The 15,801-nt window shown below is 71.7% G+C and carries 17 protein-coding genes; 6 read left to right on the top strand and 11 right to left on the bottom strand.

What is annotated here, in order from left to right:
• Positions 1–31: 31 nt before the first annotated feature.
• The 4 genes from ACWGJB_RS15550 to ACWGJB_RS15565 form a co-directional block, all read right to left on the bottom strand.
• Positions 32–1,009, bottom strand: a complete 978-nt coding sequence (locus tag ACWGJB_RS15550) for a protein kinase family protein (RefSeq protein WP_453380692.1) — start codon at positions 1,007–1,009, stop codon at positions 32–34.
• Positions 1,010–1,019: 10 nt separating this feature from the next.
• Positions 1,020–1,739 carry an MBL fold metallo-hydrolase gene (locus ACWGJB_RS15555; protein ID WP_453380693.1) on the bottom strand — a complete coding sequence of 240 codons (720 nt, stop codon included), beginning with the start codon at positions 1,737–1,739 and terminating at the stop codon, positions 1,020–1,022.
• 49 nt (positions 1,740–1,788) lie between these two features.
• On the bottom strand, positions 1,789–2,262 hold the full coding sequence (locus tag ACWGJB_RS15560; protein WP_453380694.1) for an alcohol dehydrogenase catalytic domain-containing protein: 474 nt from the start codon (positions 2,260–2,262) through the stop codon (positions 1,789–1,791).
• A 390-nt stretch (positions 2,263–2,652) separates the two neighbouring features.
• Positions 2,653–4,008, bottom strand: a complete 1,356-nt coding sequence (locus tag ACWGJB_RS15565) for a M20/M25/M40 family metallo-hydrolase (protein WP_453380695.1) — start codon at positions 4,006–4,008, stop codon at positions 2,653–2,655.
• A 235-nt stretch (positions 4,009–4,243) separates the two neighbouring features.
• Between ACWGJB_RS15565 and ACWGJB_RS15570 the strand changes: the two genes are divergently transcribed.
• Complete coding sequence (locus tag ACWGJB_RS15570) at positions 4,244–5,521, top strand: geranylgeranyl reductase family protein (protein ID WP_453380696.1); 1,278 nt, start codon at positions 4,244–4,246, stop codon at positions 5,519–5,521.
• On the opposite strand, the gene ACWGJB_RS15575 is transcribed toward ACWGJB_RS15570, so the two are convergent.
• Positions 5,511–5,960, bottom strand: a complete 450-nt coding sequence (locus ACWGJB_RS15575; protein WP_453380697.1) for a nitroreductase family deazaflavin-dependent oxidoreductase — start codon at positions 5,958–5,960, stop codon at positions 5,511–5,513. The genes ACWGJB_RS15570 and ACWGJB_RS15575 overlap by 11 nt on opposite strands.
• 204 nt (positions 5,961–6,164) lie before the next feature.
• Here ACWGJB_RS15575 and ACWGJB_RS15580 point away from each other — a divergent pair, with 204 nt between their 5' ends.
• A complete protein-coding gene (locus ACWGJB_RS15580) occupies positions 6,165–6,863 on the top strand; it encodes a TetR/AcrR family transcriptional regulator (protein WP_453380698.1) in 699 nt (232 codons plus the stop codon).
• A gap of 164 nt (positions 6,864–7,027) precedes the next feature.
• On the opposite strand, the gene ACWGJB_RS15585 is transcribed toward ACWGJB_RS15580, so the two are convergent.
• Positions 7,028–8,131 (bottom strand): medium chain dehydrogenase/reductase family protein, encoded by a 1,104-nt coding sequence (locus ACWGJB_RS15585; RefSeq protein WP_453380699.1) that lies wholly within the window; start codon positions 8,129–8,131, stop codon positions 7,028–7,030.
• Between the two features lie 289 nt (positions 8,132–8,420).
• Here ACWGJB_RS15585 and ACWGJB_RS15590 point away from each other — a divergent pair, with 289 nt between their 5' ends.
• Entirely contained in the window at positions 8,421–9,071 is a 651-nt protein-coding gene (locus ACWGJB_RS15590; protein ID WP_453380700.1) for a TetR/AcrR family transcriptional regulator, read from the top strand.
• 137 nt (positions 9,072–9,208) lie between these two features.
• On the opposite strand, the gene ACWGJB_RS15595 is transcribed toward ACWGJB_RS15590, so the two are convergent.
• From ACWGJB_RS15595 to ACWGJB_RS15610, 4 genes are all read right to left on the bottom strand, one after another.
• Complete coding sequence (locus tag ACWGJB_RS15595) at positions 9,209–9,970, bottom strand: transposase family protein (protein WP_453380701.1); 762 nt, start codon at positions 9,968–9,970, stop codon at positions 9,209–9,211.
• A 31-nt stretch (positions 9,971–10,001) separates the two neighbouring features.
• The gene (locus tag ACWGJB_RS15600; RefSeq protein WP_453380702.1) at positions 10,002–10,493 is read right to left on the bottom strand and encodes a hypothetical protein; all 492 of its coding nucleotides are present in this window, start codon (positions 10,491–10,493) and stop codon (positions 10,002–10,004) included.
• Between the two features lie 76 nt (positions 10,494–10,569).
• The gene (locus ACWGJB_RS15605; RefSeq protein WP_453380703.1) at positions 10,570–11,079 is read right to left on the bottom strand and encodes a winged helix-turn-helix transcriptional regulator; all 510 of its coding nucleotides are present in this window, start codon (positions 11,077–11,079) and stop codon (positions 10,570–10,572) included.
• On the bottom strand, positions 11,015–11,893 hold the full coding sequence (locus ACWGJB_RS15610) for a helix-turn-helix transcriptional regulator (protein WP_067136177.1): 879 nt from the start codon (positions 11,891–11,893) through the stop codon (positions 11,015–11,017). The genes ACWGJB_RS15605 and ACWGJB_RS15610 overlap by 65 nt, the downstream gene beginning before the upstream one ends.
• A 105-nt stretch (positions 11,894–11,998) precedes the next feature.
• Between ACWGJB_RS15610 and ACWGJB_RS15615 the strand changes: the two genes are divergently transcribed.
• The 3 genes from ACWGJB_RS15615 to ACWGJB_RS15625 all read left to right on the top strand — a co-directional run bounded on the left by ACWGJB_RS15615 (position 11,999) and on the right by ACWGJB_RS15625 (position 15,427).
• A complete protein-coding gene (locus tag ACWGJB_RS15615; protein ID WP_453380704.1) occupies positions 11,999–12,697 on the top strand; it encodes an SDR family NAD(P)-dependent oxidoreductase in 699 nt (232 codons plus the stop codon).
• A 772-nt stretch (positions 12,698–13,469) separates the two neighbouring features.
• Entirely contained in the window at positions 13,470–14,765 is a 1,296-nt protein-coding gene (locus tag ACWGJB_RS15620; RefSeq protein ID WP_453380705.1) for a sensor histidine kinase, read from the top strand.
• Entirely contained in the window at positions 14,762–15,427 is a 666-nt protein-coding gene (locus ACWGJB_RS15625; RefSeq protein ID WP_450764062.1) for a response regulator, read from the top strand. Before ACWGJB_RS15620 ends, ACWGJB_RS15625 begins: the two co-directional genes overlap by 4 nt.
• On the opposite strand, the gene ACWGJB_RS15630 is transcribed toward ACWGJB_RS15625, so the two are convergent.
• The gene (locus ACWGJB_RS15630) at positions 15,388–15,672 is read right to left on the bottom strand and encodes a DUF6332 family protein (protein ID WP_453380706.1); all 285 of its coding nucleotides are present in this window, start codon (positions 15,670–15,672) and stop codon (positions 15,388–15,390) included. The two genes, ACWGJB_RS15625 and ACWGJB_RS15630, sit on opposite strands and share 40 nt — an antisense overlap.
• Between the last annotated feature and the right edge of the window lie 129 nt (positions 15,673–15,801).

Below are 15,801 nucleotides of genomic sequence, written 5' to 3' on the forward strand. Positions count from 1 at the left end.
GGCTCCGCGCGTACTCCAGACCCTCCCCCCGCTAGACGCCGTGGATGGTCTGGGCGCGGGGAGCGGGCGGGACCCGCTCTGCGCCGGGGCGGGGGGGGAGGCCCCCCCCCCCCCCCCCGCCGGCACAGCCCCGCACGAACTCCGCACGCTCCTCGCCCCGGTACCCGTACAGCGCCGTAACCAGCCAGATGACCAGGTAGTAGGTGGTGTAGGCGAGGTCGTAGTGCCGATGCCGGTCGAGGAAGTCCTGCTCCTCCGGGGCCAGTCGAAAGCGGGGGCTGAGCGAGAGCCCGAAGTCGGTGAGGTACAGCTGCCGGCCGTCGGTGAGGATGTTGCGGAAGTGGGCGTCCAGGTGGAGGAGCCGGCCGCTCGCGAGGACGGCGGTCAGCTCCGCCAGGCCGCGGGCTGTGGATGCGCACGCCGAGTCCGCGCGGTCCGTGCGCAGTTCGGCGTCCAGCCAGTCGTGCAGGGTGTACGGGAAGTGCTCCAGGAACAGGGTCAGGCTCGCGGAGGCGTCCCGCAGACCCTCGATCCGGTCCCGTACGCCCCTGGAGCCGCCCCAGTAGGCCACCGCCCTTTCGATGTCCGCGAGTTCGCCGGGCAGCGGGGCCGGTGCGTCGGGCAGCACCCGTCCGTGGTGGAGCAGCGGGAACCCGGAGGACCGGCCCGCCAGCACCCAGTTCGTCGTGGCCACGTGTGCGGCCAGCTCCCGCCAGGCGCCGAACCCCGGTCCGCCGATGGCGCCGATGCCGTAGTGGCAGTACGGCGGCAGGCCGAAGAGGTTCGCGGTGGAGCGGGCGTGGCGCGGGTCCTGCTCCCGGTCGGTCAGCGGGATCCGCTTCACGAACACCGGCCTGCCTTCCACCGTGATCCGCACCGCTCTGCCGCCGATCCCGGTGCCGAGCGGCTCACCCGCCGCGACCAGCGCGGCCAGCTCGGCATCGCTCAGCAGGGCCAGCGAGGTCGCGATGTCGGTGTGGGCGGCGATACGGCGCGCGGTGTCGGTCATGCTCCCATGGTCACCGCGGCGGTCCGTAGGTGTCCGCGGATTCCCGCAGCACCTGTGACGCGTCGGTCACCGGATCTCCGTGGCCGAAGCACGCCGTCTCCGTCTCCAGGGCGGCCAGCCGCCGGAAGGACGCGACGGCCAGGTTCCGGTCGAGGTTGAACACCCCGAGCATCACCGCACCGGTGGCCGGCGCGGCCGCCACCGCGTCCCCGGTGAACAGCACACCGTACGCGGGCAGATGCAGAGCGATGCTGCCGTGGGTGTGCCCGGGGACATGGACCACCCGGGCACCACCGCCGAAGTCCAGGACGTCCCCGTCGGACAGCTCCGTCACCTCCGCCGGCGGGACGGGCCCGTCGACGGGCAGCAACTCGGCCGCCGCGGCGTGGATCGGCAGCTCCCAGTCCTCGAACACCGGTGGCGGACCCGGGAGTTCGCCACGGATCACCGGAGCGTCCAGGCGATGGGCCAGCACCTCGGCTCCGCTCAGCGCGGCGAACTCGGCCGCCCCGCCGACGTGGTCCTCGTGGAAATGGGTGAGGACGATCCGCCGTACCGCCGAAGGGGACCGCCCCAGCGCGGTGAGCGCGTCGGCGATCGGCCGGCCCGAGCCGGGCGGGCCGGTGTCGACCAGCGTCGAGGCGCCGGTGTCCGGATCGTGCCAGAGGTAGGCCTGACCCACCGGGAAGCGCAGCAGGTGTAGCCGGGGGCGGAGCTCGATGACGTCCATGTCCCGACCGTAGGAAGGACCTCCGTCCGGAGGCGAGGATCCTCTGCCGTCAGCAGAGTGGTTCCACCCTCCGCGTACATCGGACGTTGTGCCACGTCTCCTTTCCACGGGTCGCGGCGTGGCGAGGTGCGGCTGCGATCCGGTCGCGGGGGCGACGGACGGACGGCTGGAGAGCAGGGGCGGGACGGTTTACGGGCGAGCAGCCGGGCGTCGACCGTCGCGTACTCGGCGAGCGAGCCTGTAGATCACCGACGCCGCCTGTCGTGCCGAAGACCCCGTCACCCGGTGCGAGGTCGTCGACGCCTGCGCCGGCATCCTCGACCACGCCGACCAGGTCCAGGCCGAGGACCGCCGGCAGCGTGCGCTCGGCATGGACGGCTCTGCCGGCCCGGGTCTTGGCGTCCAGCGGGTTGACGCCGCTGGCCCTGACCTTGACCAGCACCTGGCCCGGGCCCGCTTCGGGCTTTGCGATGTCTCTGAGGACCAACGGCGTGCCGAACTCTTCCAGGACTACTGCGCGCATGGACCTTGCCGTCGGGCTCCGGCTTCTCGCCGAAGCCGAAGCCGAAGCCGAAGCCGAAGCCGAAGCCGAAGCCGAAGCCGAAGCCGAAGCCGGTCGGGCCGCACTGTGGGAATCCGTCCTGCTGGTCGCACGGGCGCGTGTGGCCGACATGTCACGTCGGTGCGTTCCTGGCGTGGGCCGGTCTGGATTCCGGCTCTGCATGTGCGGGAGCGGAACCACGATTCCGAGGGGTGGCCTCGTGACCCGCAACGGGTCGGCCGGCGGCGAGATGCCTGTTACGTACCCGCCCGTGGCGAACTCGGAGTCGCCGCCCACCACCCCCGTCAGGGAATCGGCCTCCCGCATGGCAGCAGGAGGACCGGGCGGACGGCGACACCTTGAAGAACGGGCTCAGCCCGCGGCGTAGTTCCGCAGGAACAGCGCCTCTGCCACCGACAGGCGCTCCAACTCCTGCGGCGACACGCTCTCGTTGACCGCGTGGATCTGCGCCTCCGGCTCGCTCAGCCCGATCAGCAGGATCTCGGCGTGCGGGTAGAGGTTCGCCAGGGTGTTGCACAGCGGGATGGAGCCGCCCTGACCGGCGTACTGCATCGTCTCGCCCGGGTAGGCGACCGCCATCGCGTCGGCCATCGCCTGGTACGCCGGGCTGGTGGTGTCGGCACGGAACGGCTGGCCCTGGCCGACCGCCTCGGTCCGCACCCGGGCACCCCACGGCGTGTGCGCCTCCAGATGGGCCTGGAGCAGCTTGCTCGCCTCGGCCGCGTCCACGCCCGGCGGCACCCGCAGGCTCACCAGAGCACGGGCGCTCGCCTGCACCGACGGGGTGGCGCCGACCACGGGCGGGCAGTCGATGCCGAGCACCGTGACCGCCGGACGCGCCCAGATGCGGTCCGCGACCGACCCGTCGCCGATCAGCCCGACGCCGTCCAGCACCTTGGCGTCCTTGCGGAACTGCCCCTCGTCGTACTCCAGCCCCTCCCAGCCCGACTCCGGCGCGAGCCCGTCGACCGTCGTCGAACCGTCGTCGGCACGCAGCGAGTCCAGCACCCGGATCAGCGCGGCCAGCGCGTCCGGGGCGGCACCGCCGAACTGCCCGGAGTGCAGATTGCCCTGGAGCGTGTCGATCTGGACCCGGAGCATGGTCATGCCGCGCAGGGTCGTGGTCACCGTCGGCAGGCCGACGCGGAAGTTGCCCGCGTCGCCGATGACGATGGTGTCCGCCGTCAGCAGGTCGGGGTGCTGCTCGGCATACCGTTCCAGGCCGCCGGTGCCCATCTCCTCGGAGCCCTCGGCGATCACCTTGATGTTGACCGGCACGCCACCGTTCGCCTTCAGCGCACGCAGCGCCAGCAAGTGCATGATCACGCCGCCCTTGCAGTCGGCGGCACCGCGCCCGTACCAGCGGCCGTCCCGCTCGGTCAGCTCGAACGGCGGGGAGGTCCAGGCGGCCTCGTCCAGCGGCGGCTGCACATCGTAGTGCGCGTACAGCAGGACCGTTTTGGCACCCTCCGGCCCAGGCAGGTAGCCGTACACCGACTGTGTGCCGTCCGGGGTGTCCAGCACGGCGACGTCCACGAAGTCCTCGGCACGCAGCGCGTCGGCGACCCAGTTCGCGGCGCCCTCGCTCTCGCTCCTCGGGAACTGGACGAAGTCCGCCACCGACCTGAAGGCCACCAGCTCGGCGAGCTCCGCCTTCGCCCTGGGCAACAGGGCGGCGACGGTCTCGGCGACCGGATTGGACGACATGGGCACGCTCCTCGTGGGTGCGACGTTGAACTGGTGAGTACACCGATCCTCCCACAGCGGCCTGCGGCGATCTCCGCCGTAGGATGCGGGGGGACAGGTGGTAGGTGCCCGGCTACGGACGGACAGGGCCTGACCCACGGGTGGTACGGCACCTACGGTTTGGTTCAGTACCTACGGCTTGATATGGCATACGGCACTTACGGCTTCTACGGCTTGATCGGAGCAGCGGACCATCGTGAGCGGTGAGAATTCTTCGGCGGACGACATGCAGCGGGTGTGGGACGTCGTCGTGGTGGGCGCGGGACCCGCGGGGGCCTCGGCGGCCTATGCGGCGGCGGTCGCGGGACGGCGCGTGCTGTTGCTGGAGAAGGCCGAGCTGCCCCGCTACAAGACCTGCGGCGGCGGCATCATCGGACCCTCGCGCGACGCGCTCCCGCCCGGTTTCGAGCTGCCCCTCAAGGACCGGGTGCACGCGGTCACCTTCTCCAACAACGGACGGTTCACCCGCACCCGCCGCTCCAAGCAGATGATGTTCGGGCTGATCAACCGGCCCGAGTTCGACCAGCAGCTGGTCGAGCACGCCCAGAAGGCGGGCGCCGAACTGCGCACCGGCGCCGCCGTGCAGCGCGTCGAACAGCACGGCTCGGCCGTCCCCGACCGGCGCACGGTCGCCGTGGTCCTCCAGGGCGGCGAGATCCTGCTGGCCCGCGCGGTGGTCGGCGCCGACGGCAGTGCCAGCCGGATAGGCGCCCACGTCGGCGTGAAGGTCGACCAGGTGGATCTCGGCCTGGAGGCGGAGATCCCGGTGCCGGAGCCGGTCGCCGAGGACTGGAAGGGGCGGGTGCTCATCGACTGGGGCCCGATGCCCGGCAGTTACGGCTGGGTCTTCCCCAAGGGCGACACCCTGACCGTCGGCGTGATCTCGGCACGCGGCGAAGGCGCGGCCACCAAGCGGTACTTGGAGGACTTCATCGCCCGGCTCGGCCTCGCCGGCTTCGAGCCGAGCATCTCCTCCGGCCACCTGACCCGCTGCCGCGCCGACGACTCGCCGCTGTCCCGCGGCCGGGTGCTCGTGTGCGGTGACGCGGCGGGCCTCCTCGAGCCGTGGACCCGCGAGGGCATCTCCTTCGCGCTGCGCTCCGGGCGGCTCGCGGGGGAGTGGGCGGTGCGGATCGCCGAGGCGCACGACGCGGTGGACACCCGCCGTCAGGCGCTGAACTACGCCTTCGCCGTCAAGGCGGGCCTCGGCGTCGAGATGAGCGTCGGCAAGCGGATGCTGGCGGTGTTCGAGCGCAGGCCCGGCCTGTTCCACGCGGCCCTGACCGGCTTCCGCCCCGCCTGGCGCGCGTTCAAGGAGATCACCCAGGGCCGGACCTCGCTCGGCGAACTCATCCGCTCCCACCCGCTCGCCCAGCGCGCTCTCACCACCCTGGCTCCGGAGCCGGTCGCCCCGGAGAAGACCGCCGAGGTGGACGCGGACGACACGGACAGCGAGGACTCGGTCACTTCGTGACGGCGATCCGGAAGACCGGGTGGTCGGGGGCGATGCGGCGCAGGTCGGCGTCAGGAGAGTCGGGGCCGACCCCGTTGAAGAAGACGCCGACCTCGGCCTTCCAGCGCTTCAGGTAGGCCCGCAGCAGCTCGACCTTGTCGTCGTCGGCGACCTCGGTGGCGGTGAAGACGTCCACGTTCTTGCCGAGCCGCAGCTCGCCGCTGCCGGCGGCGCGCATGTTGTGGGTCCACTGGACGTGGCCGCGCGGCGCGAGCAGGTACTGCTGCCCGTCCACCGTCAGCAGGTTCACGGGGGTGGTGCGCCACTCCCCGCTCTTGCGTCCGCGAACGGCGAGGACGCGGGAGCCCCAGATGCTGATGCCACGGCCGGTGAGCCAGGCCACGGCCCGGTTGAAGATCTTGACGGTGAACCAGCCGGGCTTCTGGACGTGTGTCGACACGGTGACCCCCACAGTTTGGGAGAGCGGTGCTCTCGCTTGACTCCAGTGTGAGGGAGATCGCCGATCCAAAGCAAGAGCAGCGCTCTCTTTTTTGTGTGGTGCACTTGTTTGCGATCGGTGCACTGAAATGGGTGCGGCGCTCAAGTTTGAGTGCACTGCTCCAAACTGTGTGCACCGCTCTGCGTGCGTGGCAGACTGCTGTTCATGAGCACCGCACAGGGCGCCCGCGCGCGAGCCAGGATGGAAGTCACCGCGGCCATCAAGGACGAGGCGCGCAGACAGCTCGCGGCCGAGGGCGCGGCCAAGCTGTCGCTGCGGGCCGTCGCGCGTGAACTCGGCATGGTCTCCTCGGCGCTCTACCGCTACTTCCCGAGCCGTGACGACCTGCTCACCGCGCTGATCATCGACGCCTACGACTCCCTCGGCGAGGCTGCCGAAGCCGCGCACGCCAGCGCCGTTGCCGCCGACGCCGTACCGGCACAGCGCTGGGTCACCGTGTGCGAGGCGGTGCGCGGCTGGGCGCTGGCGCACCCGCACGAGTACGCGCTGATCTACGGCTCGCCGGTGCCCGGCTACTCGGCCCCGGACACCACCATCCAGCCGGCCGCCCGGGTCGCCCTCGTCCTGATCGGCATCCTGCTCGACGCGTTCGAGCGGCGCGGTCTGGCCCGTACCCCCGTGTCCGCCGACCTCGCGCCCGAGGCCCGCCGGATGGCCGACGAACTCATGCCGGGCCTCCCGCCGGAGGTGGCCGTGGCCATGGCCGCGGCGTGGGCGCAGCTGTTCGGGCTGGTCGGGTTCGAACTGTTCGGCCAGTTCAAGGGGGTCGTGGAGGACCGTGACCGCTTCTTCCGGCATGCGGCCGCCCAGCTCGCCCACGGGGTGGGCCTGGTCTTCCCGTAGCGGGCTCCGGCGAGCGGGGCGACGAACCCGGACTCGCCGCCGCCTCGGCCCCGCCCCGACCTCGCGGACGACGGGGCGTTCGCGAAGAGCGGTCGCCGGGCCGGTGGCCGTCACGGCGACCACGACAGTCACTGCGTCTGCGACCGTCACCGCGCCGACGGTCGTCACCGCGCCGGGGCGGCCGACGTACCGTCGCCGTCTTCCGGGACGAGCACGATCTTGCCCGCGACCGTCCCGGACTCGGCGAGCCGCAGGGCCTCGGCGGCCCGGGTGAGGGGCAGCCGGGCGGCGATACGGGCGGTCACCTCACCGCGCTGGAGGGACTCGAACACCTGGGTGAGGTCGGCGCTCAGCCGGGCCCGGAAGCGGTCCTTGCCGAGGGCGCGGCCCTCCCAGACGTTGAAGAAGTACGCGTGCCGGCCGTTGGGCAGCGCGTTCCAGAGCCACACCCGGCCGAGGATCTTCAGCACGGGCAGCTGCTTGGAGCCCGAGTCGTCCCGGGTGGTGGCACTGCCGTAGGCGACGAGGGTGCCACCGGGGGTGAGGAGATTCCAGGAGTCGATGACGCTGCGGCCGCCGAGGTGGTCGAAGACGGCGTCGACACCGCCGGGGGCCAGTTCGCGGACCCGGGCCGGGACGTCCTCGGCGCGGTAGTCGACCGGGGTGACGCCCAACTCCCGCAGCGCGTCGTGGTGGCGGCCCGAGGCCGTGCCGATGACGTGCAGGCCCGCCGCACGCGCGAGCTGGACGAGGACCGTGCCGACCCCGCCGTTGGCGCCGTGCACCAGGATCGTCCCGCCCTGCCGCACCCTGGCCTTGCGGTGGAGCATCTGCCAGGCGGTGATGCCGTTGACGACCAGCGTCTCGGCCTCCGCCGCGCCGACCCCGGCCGGCACCTCCACGGCGTCGGCCGCGTCGAGCACGACGTGACTGGCCCAGCCGCCCACCTTGACCAGGGACGCCACCCGCTTGCCGACGAGCCCGGGCGTGACCCCCTCACCGGCCGTGAGCACCGTGCCGACCAGGTCGTAGCCGGGGACGAAGGGGAACGGCGGCTGGTCGTAGTAGCGGCCGCGGCGCATCTGCTGCTCCGCGAAGGAGACGCCGGTGGCCTCCACGTGTACGACGATCTGGCCGGCGCCCGGAGCCGGGATCTCCCCGCGCCGGATCTGCAGCCCTTCGGGCTCCACGACGCCCGGCAGGACGACCTCGACGAGCTGGGTGCCTGCGGTGGTGCCCCGGGGTGCGGCGTTTCCTGCGGTTTCCATGACGACCTCCATGACGATCTCCCGGTAGGTGTAGTAGCGAGCGAGAGTGCCTCTCGCTCGCGTTAGAAGCTATAACTAAAATGACGGGCGCTAGCCTCGGTGTCAAGCTCTCGCGTCGCCGAGCGCTCTAACTACTGTTAGATGGCATCTCTGAACTGATAGGTTGAAACGGTCGAAATAGCCCTGAAGGTCAGAGGCTCGGAAACCCGGAGCCCCGAAGCGCTCGGGGCGCCCGGACACCCGGCCTCCAGGAGGCCGAGACGTCAGCAGCGAGAGGAGCGTGCAGGTCATGGCGGCAGAAGCGGTGAGCCCCCGCGAGCGGTACCGGAACCAGGTGCGGGCCGACATCAAGGCGCGCGCCTGGGAGCAGATCGCCAAGTCCGGCGCGTCCGGCCTGTCCCTGAACGCGATCGCCAAGGAGCTGGGCATGAGCGGACCCGCCCTCTACCGCTACTTCGGCAGCCGGGACGAGCTGATCACCGAGCTGATCCGGGCCGCCTACCGCGGGCTGGCGGACACCTTTCGCACCGCCGCCGACTCCCGGGCCGGCATCGAGGGCCTCGCGCGCGCCCTGCGCGACTGGGCGCTCGACGACCCCCAGCGGTACTTCCTTGTCTACGGCACGCCGGTGCCCGGCTATCACGCGCCCGAGGACATCACCGCCATCGCCCGGGAGATCATGGCCGCACTGCTCGACGTCTGCGCGGCGGCCGAGCCCGAGGCGCCTGCCTCTGCCGGCTTCACCGCGCACCTCGCCCAGCACCGCGAGTGGGCCGGGGACCACCCCGCGTCGCCGGGGGTGCTGCGCCGCGCACTTGCTTTCTGGACCCGGATGCACGGCGTGCTCTCCCTCGAACTCGCCGGGCAGTTCGCGGGCATGGGCTTCGACCCGGAGCGGCTGTTCGACGCCGAGGTCGCCGAACTGGCGCCCGGCCGCTGATGCCACCACACCGAGCCTCCGCCAACTTGAAATCACAGGTCAAAGAGCTGGTGTGACCGGTTCTCGGGGTGCTCACGCTGGTCGTGGGCGACAGTCTGCGGAGTAGATCATCCGTCAGCGGTTGACTTCGAGGTTCGTCAGAACGAGCAGGGCGCGCAGGAGGTGGGTGGCGCGGGCGGGGTCGGTGCGGAGTTGGTGAGGGTCCGCCAGTTCTTGAGGTGGGCGAATCCGTGTTCGACCGGTGCGCGTCCGGTGGCGAGGACGCGGTGGGCGGTCTTCTGGCCGGGGGTGAGCTTGTGAGCGCGGGTGGCTGTGAAGGCGGTGACGATCACGGGGTCGCGTACGTCGTTGTCGAGGCCGCGGAAGCCGAGGTCCGCCAATGCGCCGAGACCGGCGGCGCGCAGGTGGGCCAGAATGTGGTCGTGGCGGGCGGCCGTGATGTCGTGGGTGCGGCCGGGCCGGGCGGCGGATATCCAGATCAGGCGGCCTTTCGCGTAGTTTTGTCGGTCGGCCTTTCCTGTGCGGCGTCGGGTGGGGATGAGGGTGCCGTCGATCAGGACTACCTCCATGCCCTGCTTGGCCACCTTCTTCAGGGCGCGGTCCAGGCGCGGAGCCTGCGCGGCGAGGAGGGCGATCAGCTCGTCGCGCCAGCGGCGGACGGTGGACTCGGACACATTGTTGCCGCCGGCCATGTCGGCCAGGCGCTGGTCGTGGCGCAGCACGGCCAAGACGATCACCGTGATCCTCCCGGGCGGCAGGATCCGCCACCTGGACCGAATCGCCTTCAGGTGGCGTCGCAGTAGATCGGCGAGGTACTTGACGGTGCTCGTGGACAGCGGCAGACGGCACTGGTAATCAAGCGGGCAGGTGTCCTCGGCGCGTTCTTTGGATCTCGTCACACAGTTCCAACGGCCGCCGGAGGCAGCCCGGTTACGCCCGCACCCCACCACTCCGGGCGCTGGCGTCCCTGGTCACAGGCAGGTGGTAAACCGGCCGTCGGGTAGTTCCGCAGCCAGTCGCGATCGACGAGTCTGACCAGTCTCCCGCGCAGCGGTTCCAGCTTGGCCCGCACACTGACGTCGATTCCCAGCGCGTCACCGACCTGCCGGGCATGACCGGTCCGGCGGCCTGCCGCACGGCGGCGAGAATGCGCTGGTAGTCCGGCGGGAGTGTGCTCTCCTCCACGCCTGACGTGCGGTGCGGGATCAGCATCACCGCTCGTCCGCCCACCTGCCCGGGCGCCGGCGTGACCGATGCCCGTTCGTTGGCGAGCTGTTCGCTCACCCGTTCAAGGACGCGTTCGGCGACGGCGAGTTCGTTCCGCTCGGCCCGTACCTCCGCCAACTGCTTGGCCAGCTGTTCTTCGAGTTCGTCCAGTTCCGCGCGCCACGCGGTGATCCGTTCCAGCAGCTCAGGATCCATGCACCGGATCGTAGAGGGCCGGCCGTCCAGCCGCAGCGAGCAAGAACCGGGGAGCTGACGAGGTTCAGGCCGTGTTCTACGGGTCTGGCGTTTGGTCAAGGGCGTCCCGTCGCGCTGTGCCTCGCTGCCACATGCTGCGCGCCACTGGTTCCAGCGCCCGGCCCTGGCTGGTCAGAATGTAGCGGACACGCGGAGGCCAGCCCGGGGTGCGGTGACGCTCGATGACGCCCGCACTGGTCAACTGGGTCGGCCTGTCCGAGAGCGCGGGCAGGGCGGCGGACAGTTCGGAGTATGTGGTCTGACCGCGGCGTAGGAACTCGAGGACTACCAGCGGCGTCCACCGACCACCCAGCGCGGCGAGGGTGATGTCAACAGGGCATCGCGGTTCGTGGCCAGGCGGAACGAGGGCGCTGTCCGGGCAGTCCGCCAGCGGGCCGTCCTGATCACCCGTCGGTGCGTGTCCAACGGTTTGGTGCGTCACGAAAACCGTGAGCCGTCGGTCGGCCGATGGGCGGGGCGGATCAGTTGCGCGTGCCGGCCGGTGGGCCGACGACGGTGGTGAGCTGGAGTTTGGTCTCGTCCTCACTGCCCGGCGCGGCAGTCATGATGACAATCTTGAGCTCGGTGTCGCCGTCGGTCAGAACATCGCAGTCCACCGTGACCGGGCCTACCGACGGGTGATCGACCCTCTTGTGGACCTCGCGGTTCGCGGTCACCTCTCCCGTCGCCCACAGCTCGGCGAACCTTTCGTTGCCTGCGTTCAGGTCGCGGACCAGCGCGGCCAGGCGGCTGTCCCGGGGGAAGCGGCCGGTGGCGCGGCGCAGATCGGAGACGAGGGCGGCGTCGGCGGTGTCGGGGTCCGTCTCCGTGACCGGCCACAGCGCGAGGGGGGTGTGATCGACGTCCACCGGGAACCTGTCGCGGGCGAAGTTGCGCATCCGCGGCGGCGAGGCCAAGGGGTCGCCCAGCAGGGCGGCCCACCCGTGGTTCCACCACACCAGTTGCCAGTCGGCCGCGAACACGGCCACCGGTACGTCTCCGAGGCGGACGAGTACCCGTTGCATACCGGGCGGGAGATGGTCGCAGATCGTGCCGTCCGCCGGCGGCACGATCTGGGCCAGCCGGTAGAGGTGGTCCCGCTCGGCGGTGGACAGTTGGAGAGCGCGCGCCAGGGACGCCACCACCGACGCCGAGGGTGTCGTGGCCCGCCCCTGCTCCAGGCGCACGACGTAGTCGACCGACACTCCGGCCAGGTCGGCCAGTTCCTCGCGCCGCAGCCCGACAGCCCGGCGCTTGCGGACGACCGGCAGCCCAGCGGCTGACGGGGGCAGCCGGTTCCGCCACGTGCGGATCATCGCGCCCAGTCCGGCTCCGGGGGGTGTCGTCGTCATGCTCTCCATCCTCCCGCGTCCCCGATCACATGCGGGGGCGCGAGGGTGGTACTGGTCTTCCCACCGTCGAAGCGTCCCTGGTCCGGCTCCCTCGTCAAGGCAACCATCGAAGGCATGACGATCACTTTCATCACCGGAGCCAACAAGGGCATCGGCCGCGAGACCGCCCGCCGCCTCATCGCGTGCGGTCACACCGTTCTCCTGGGAGCCCGCGACCGTGAGCGGGGTGAGGAGGCAGCCGCCGCGCTGGGCGCACGCTTCGTCCCCGTCGACGTGACCGACGACGCGTCCGTGGCCGCCGCCGCCGCGGACGTCGCCGAGCACGAGGGCAGGATCGATGTCCTGATCAACAACGCGGGGGTCCAGGGTCCCTTCGGTGATCCCGCCGACCTCACCGCCGCCGACGCCCGCGCCGTCCTCGACGTCAACGTCATCGGCGTGGTCCGCACCACCACCGCGTTCCTGCCGCTGCTGCGCCGTTCGGACGACCCCGTGATCATCAACGTCAGCAGCGGCATGGGCTCCCTCGCCTTCACCCACGACCCCGGCCGGTCCGAGTCGCACGTCGTCGTGCCGCTGTACGCCTCCTCGAAGGCGGCGCTGACGATGTTGACCACGCAGTACGCCAAAGGGCTCAAGGACATTCGCGTCAACGCCGCCGACCCCGGCTACACCGCGACCGACATAAACGGTCACAGCGGCTCCCAGACCGTCACCGAGGGCACGGACGCGATCGTCGCCCTCGCCACCGAGGGGCCCGGTGCCGGCACCGGACGCTTCATCGACCGCCATGGCGTGATCGCCTGGTCCTGAGACCGGCGGTGCCGGGTCACCGGCCCTGAAGAACAGAACGGGCAGAACATCGAGACCGGTCCCGGACAGGAGAACCGCTGCCGCTACTGGCGTCGGCGGAACCTCCGGCCGAGGTGATCAGGACGTACGAGCCGGGGCCCGGCACGTCGAGACGGTAGCCGCCGTCGGGCCCGGTGACCGCGCGGTCCAGACGGCGTTCCACATCTCCGCCGCCTTCTTGGTCGCCGCCGCCCTCGTCGCCGCGTTTGTACTCAAGCAGAAGGGCTGGGAGAGCGTCGCCGAGGCAGATGCCGCCGTCGGGATGGCGGAAGGATGACGATGCTGCGGCAGCTCGGGTTCCTGACCGGAACTACTGCGCGACGCACTGGACTTGCGAGTGAGCACGGAGACCACCCGCGCCACCCACCCACCTCCTGCGCGCCCTGCTCGTCCTGACGAATCTTGAAGTCAACCGCTGACAGAAGATCTACTCCGGAGACTGCCGCCTCCGACCAGCGTGAGAACCTCGGGAGACCGTCACGCCAGCCCTTTGACCTGTGCCTTCAAGTTGGCGGAGGCTCACCGCACGCCACCGCACGCCACTGGACCGCACGGCACGGCACGGCCCGGCGCTGCACGGCACCGCATGGCACGGCGCTGCACGGCACCGCGCCGCGCCGCGCCGCACACCACGGCACCGCATCGCACCCGGCTGCCTACTTCCCTGGGAGTACGCATGATCACCTCGCCGGGCTGACGCTCGCGCGGGCCGGTGCCGTCTAGCGTGGCGGACATGGACGAGCAGCGGGAACGGGAGCGCGGCCCCGCGCAGTGGTGGCACTACGGCCCCCCGTGGTGGCACCGCGACGACGAGGGCACGGACGAGCCGGCGCGTGGCCGGCTGCCCTGGCGCACCACCGTCCCGCTCACCGTGCTGGTACTGGTCGGCTCGAACTTCGCCGCCCACGAGCAGCCGCACCGCGAACCCCTCGACGGGTACGCCCGTCTGCTGCTCCTGGCCACCTGCGCGCTACTGCTGTGGCGGCACCGGCACCCCGTGCCCGTGGTGTTCGGCACGGCGGCGCTCGCCCTCGTCTACGTCGCGGCCGGCTACCCGTACGGGCCGGTCTTCGCGGCCGTCGCCGTGGCCTGCTTCAGTGCCGTCGTCGCGGGGCGCCGCCGGGCCGCCTGGGCGGCCGTCGGCATGCTGTGGGGCGGCCACCTGCTGATCTCGCTCTGGCTGTACCGCCGGCTGCCTCCACCGGGTGACACGGGGGCGAGTCCCGGCCAGGAGTTGATCATCGCCACCTGGGTGCTGATCGTCGTCGCCGTGGCCGAGCTGGTGCGGCTGCGGCGCGAGCAGTGGGCGCGGGAGCGGGCCGACCGCGCTCAGGCGGCGCGGCGGCGGGCGGACGCGGAACGGCTGCGGATTGCCCGCGAGCTGCACGACGTGCTGGCGCACAGCATCTCCGTCATCAACGTCCAGGCGGGCATGGGGCTCGCGCTCCTGGACTCCGACCCCGAACAGGCCCGGACCGCGCTCACCACCATCAAGGCCGCCAGCAAGGAGGCGCTCGGCGAGGTGCGGCAGGTGCTCGACACCCTGCGCGCGCCGGGAGACGCGCCGCGCGCGCCCGCTCCCGGGCTCGGGCGGTTGCCGGAACTGGTCGAACAGGCGGCGAGCGCCGGACTCACGGTGACCGTGGAGGGGGAGCCGCCGCGGCTGCCGCCCGGCGCCGATCTGGCCGCCTTCCGGATCGTGCAGGAGGCGCTCACCAATGTCGTACGGCACTCGGGCTCACGGCACGCGCGTGTACGGCTCGAACACGGGGGCGGGGAGCTGCGGTTGCGGATCGACGACGACGGCCCCGCGACCGGCGCGGACGCGGGCGGCAGCGGGAACGGCCTGGCCGGGATGCGGGAACGGGCGGCCGCCCTGGGTGGCACGATCGAGGCGGGGCCGCGCGCCGACGGGGGCTTCCGGGTGCGCGCCGTACTGCCCCTGACCGCTGCTGGGCTGCCGTCGGCCGACGCCGTGGTGCCCTTGACCGATGCCGTACAGCCCCCGACCGACCGGGAGGAACGATGATCCGGGTACTGCTCGCCGACGACCAGTCACTGGTGCGGGCCGGTTTCCGGGCGCTGCTCGACGCGCAGCCGGACGTCGAGGTGGCCGGGGAGGCGGCGGACGGCGAGGAGGCGCTGCGCAAGGTGCGCGAACTGCGCCCCGACGTGGTCCTGATGGACATCCGTATGCCGCATCTCGACGGACTGGCCGCGACCCGCCGTATCACCGGGGAGGAGGAGCTGAAGGACGTCAAGGTGGTGATGCTGACGACGTTCGAGCTTGACGAGTACGTCTTCGAGGCGATCCGCTCCGGCGCCTCCGGGTTCCTGGTCAAGGACACCGAGCCGGAGGAACTCGTGCGCGCCGTCCGGGCGGTGGTGGGCGGTGACGCGCTGCTGTCGCCGGGGGTGACGCGCCGGCTGATCGCGGAGTTCGCGGCCCGTTCCAAGGAGCCGGCCGCCGCTGACGCACTCGCCCGACTCACGGAACGGGAAAGGGAGGTGATGGCCCTGGTCGGCATCGGCCTGTCCAACGAGGAGATCGCCCGCCGGCTGGTGGTGAGCCCGCTCACCGCCAAGACCCATGTGAGCCGCACGATGGTCAAGCTGGGCGCCCGCGACCGGGCCCAACTGGTCGTCCTGGCCTATGAGTCGGGGCTGGTCCGGCCCGGCTGGCTGGGCTGAGAGGACCGCCGGAAGCGGACCAGCACGCTGACGACCCGGGCGAAGAACACCACGGTGGCCAGGACCATGCCCACCAGTGGCAGCGTACGTTCGAGGCCGCCGGGCAGATCGAAGAGCAGTACCGGCCCCGCCACCGCTCCGAAGACCACCACCGCCGCGAACACCGCGCTGCAGAGCGCGTATCCGATCTCCACGGTGATCGCGTCCCGCTCGGCCTGACCGCGCCGTCCCCCGTGACCCGTCATTCCGGCAGTGTCACACCCGTGGGGGGGGCGGGGGCGCCCCCCCCCCCCCCCGGCCCCGGGGGGGGGGGGCCGCCACGAAGCCCCCCGCGCCGGCGGGCGCGCGCCGACCCCCCCCACACACCCCCGGCC

It is taken from the genome of Streptomyces sp. NPDC054813 (assembly GCF_053611365.1).

Coding starts and splice junctions, on each gene's coding strand:
- ACWGJB_RS15550 (WP_453380692.1), bottom strand. CDS start 1,009: ATGACCGACACCGCGCGCCGTATCGCCGCCCACACCGACATCGCGACC.
- ACWGJB_RS15555 (WP_453380693.1), bottom strand. CDS start 1,739: ATGGACGTCATCGAGCTCCGCCCCCGGCTACACCTGCTGCGCTTCCCG.
- ACWGJB_RS15560 (WP_453380694.1), bottom strand. CDS start 2,262: ATGCGCGCAGTAGTCCTGGAAGAGTTCGGCACGCCGTTGGTCCTCAGA.
- ACWGJB_RS15565 (WP_453380695.1), bottom strand. CDS start 4,008: ATGTCGTCCAATCCGGTCGCCGAGACCGTCGCCGCCCTGTTGCCCAGG.
- ACWGJB_RS15580 (WP_453380698.1), top strand. CDS start 6,165: ATGAGCACCGCACAGGGCGCCCGCGCGCGAGCCAGGATGGAAGTCACC.
- ACWGJB_RS15585 (WP_453380699.1), bottom strand. CDS start 8,131: ATGGAAACCGCAGGAAACGCCGCACCCCGGGGCACCACCGCAGGCACC.
- ACWGJB_RS15590 (WP_453380700.1), top strand. CDS start 8,421: ATGGCGGCAGAAGCGGTGAGCCCCCGCGAGCGGTACCGGAACCAGGTG.
- ACWGJB_RS15600 (WP_453380702.1), bottom strand. CDS start 10,493: ATGGATCCTGAGCTGCTGGAACGGATCACCGCGTGGCGCGCGGAACTG.
- ACWGJB_RS15610 (WP_067136177.1), bottom strand. CDS start 11,893: ATGGAGAGCATGACGACGACACCCCCCGGAGCCGGACTGGGCGCGATG.
- ACWGJB_RS15615 (WP_453380704.1), top strand. CDS start 11,999: ATGACGATCACTTTCATCACCGGAGCCAACAAGGGCATCGGCCGCGAG.
- ACWGJB_RS15620 (WP_453380705.1), top strand. CDS start 13,470: ATGGACGAGCAGCGGGAACGGGAGCGCGGCCCCGCGCAGTGGTGGCAC.
- ACWGJB_RS15625 (WP_450764062.1), top strand. CDS start 14,762: ATGATCCGGGTACTGCTCGCCGACGACCAGTCACTGGTGCGGGCCGGT.
- ACWGJB_RS15630 (WP_453380706.1), bottom strand. CDS start 15,672: ATGACGGGTCACGGGGGACGGCGCGGTCAGGCCGAGCGGGACGCGATC.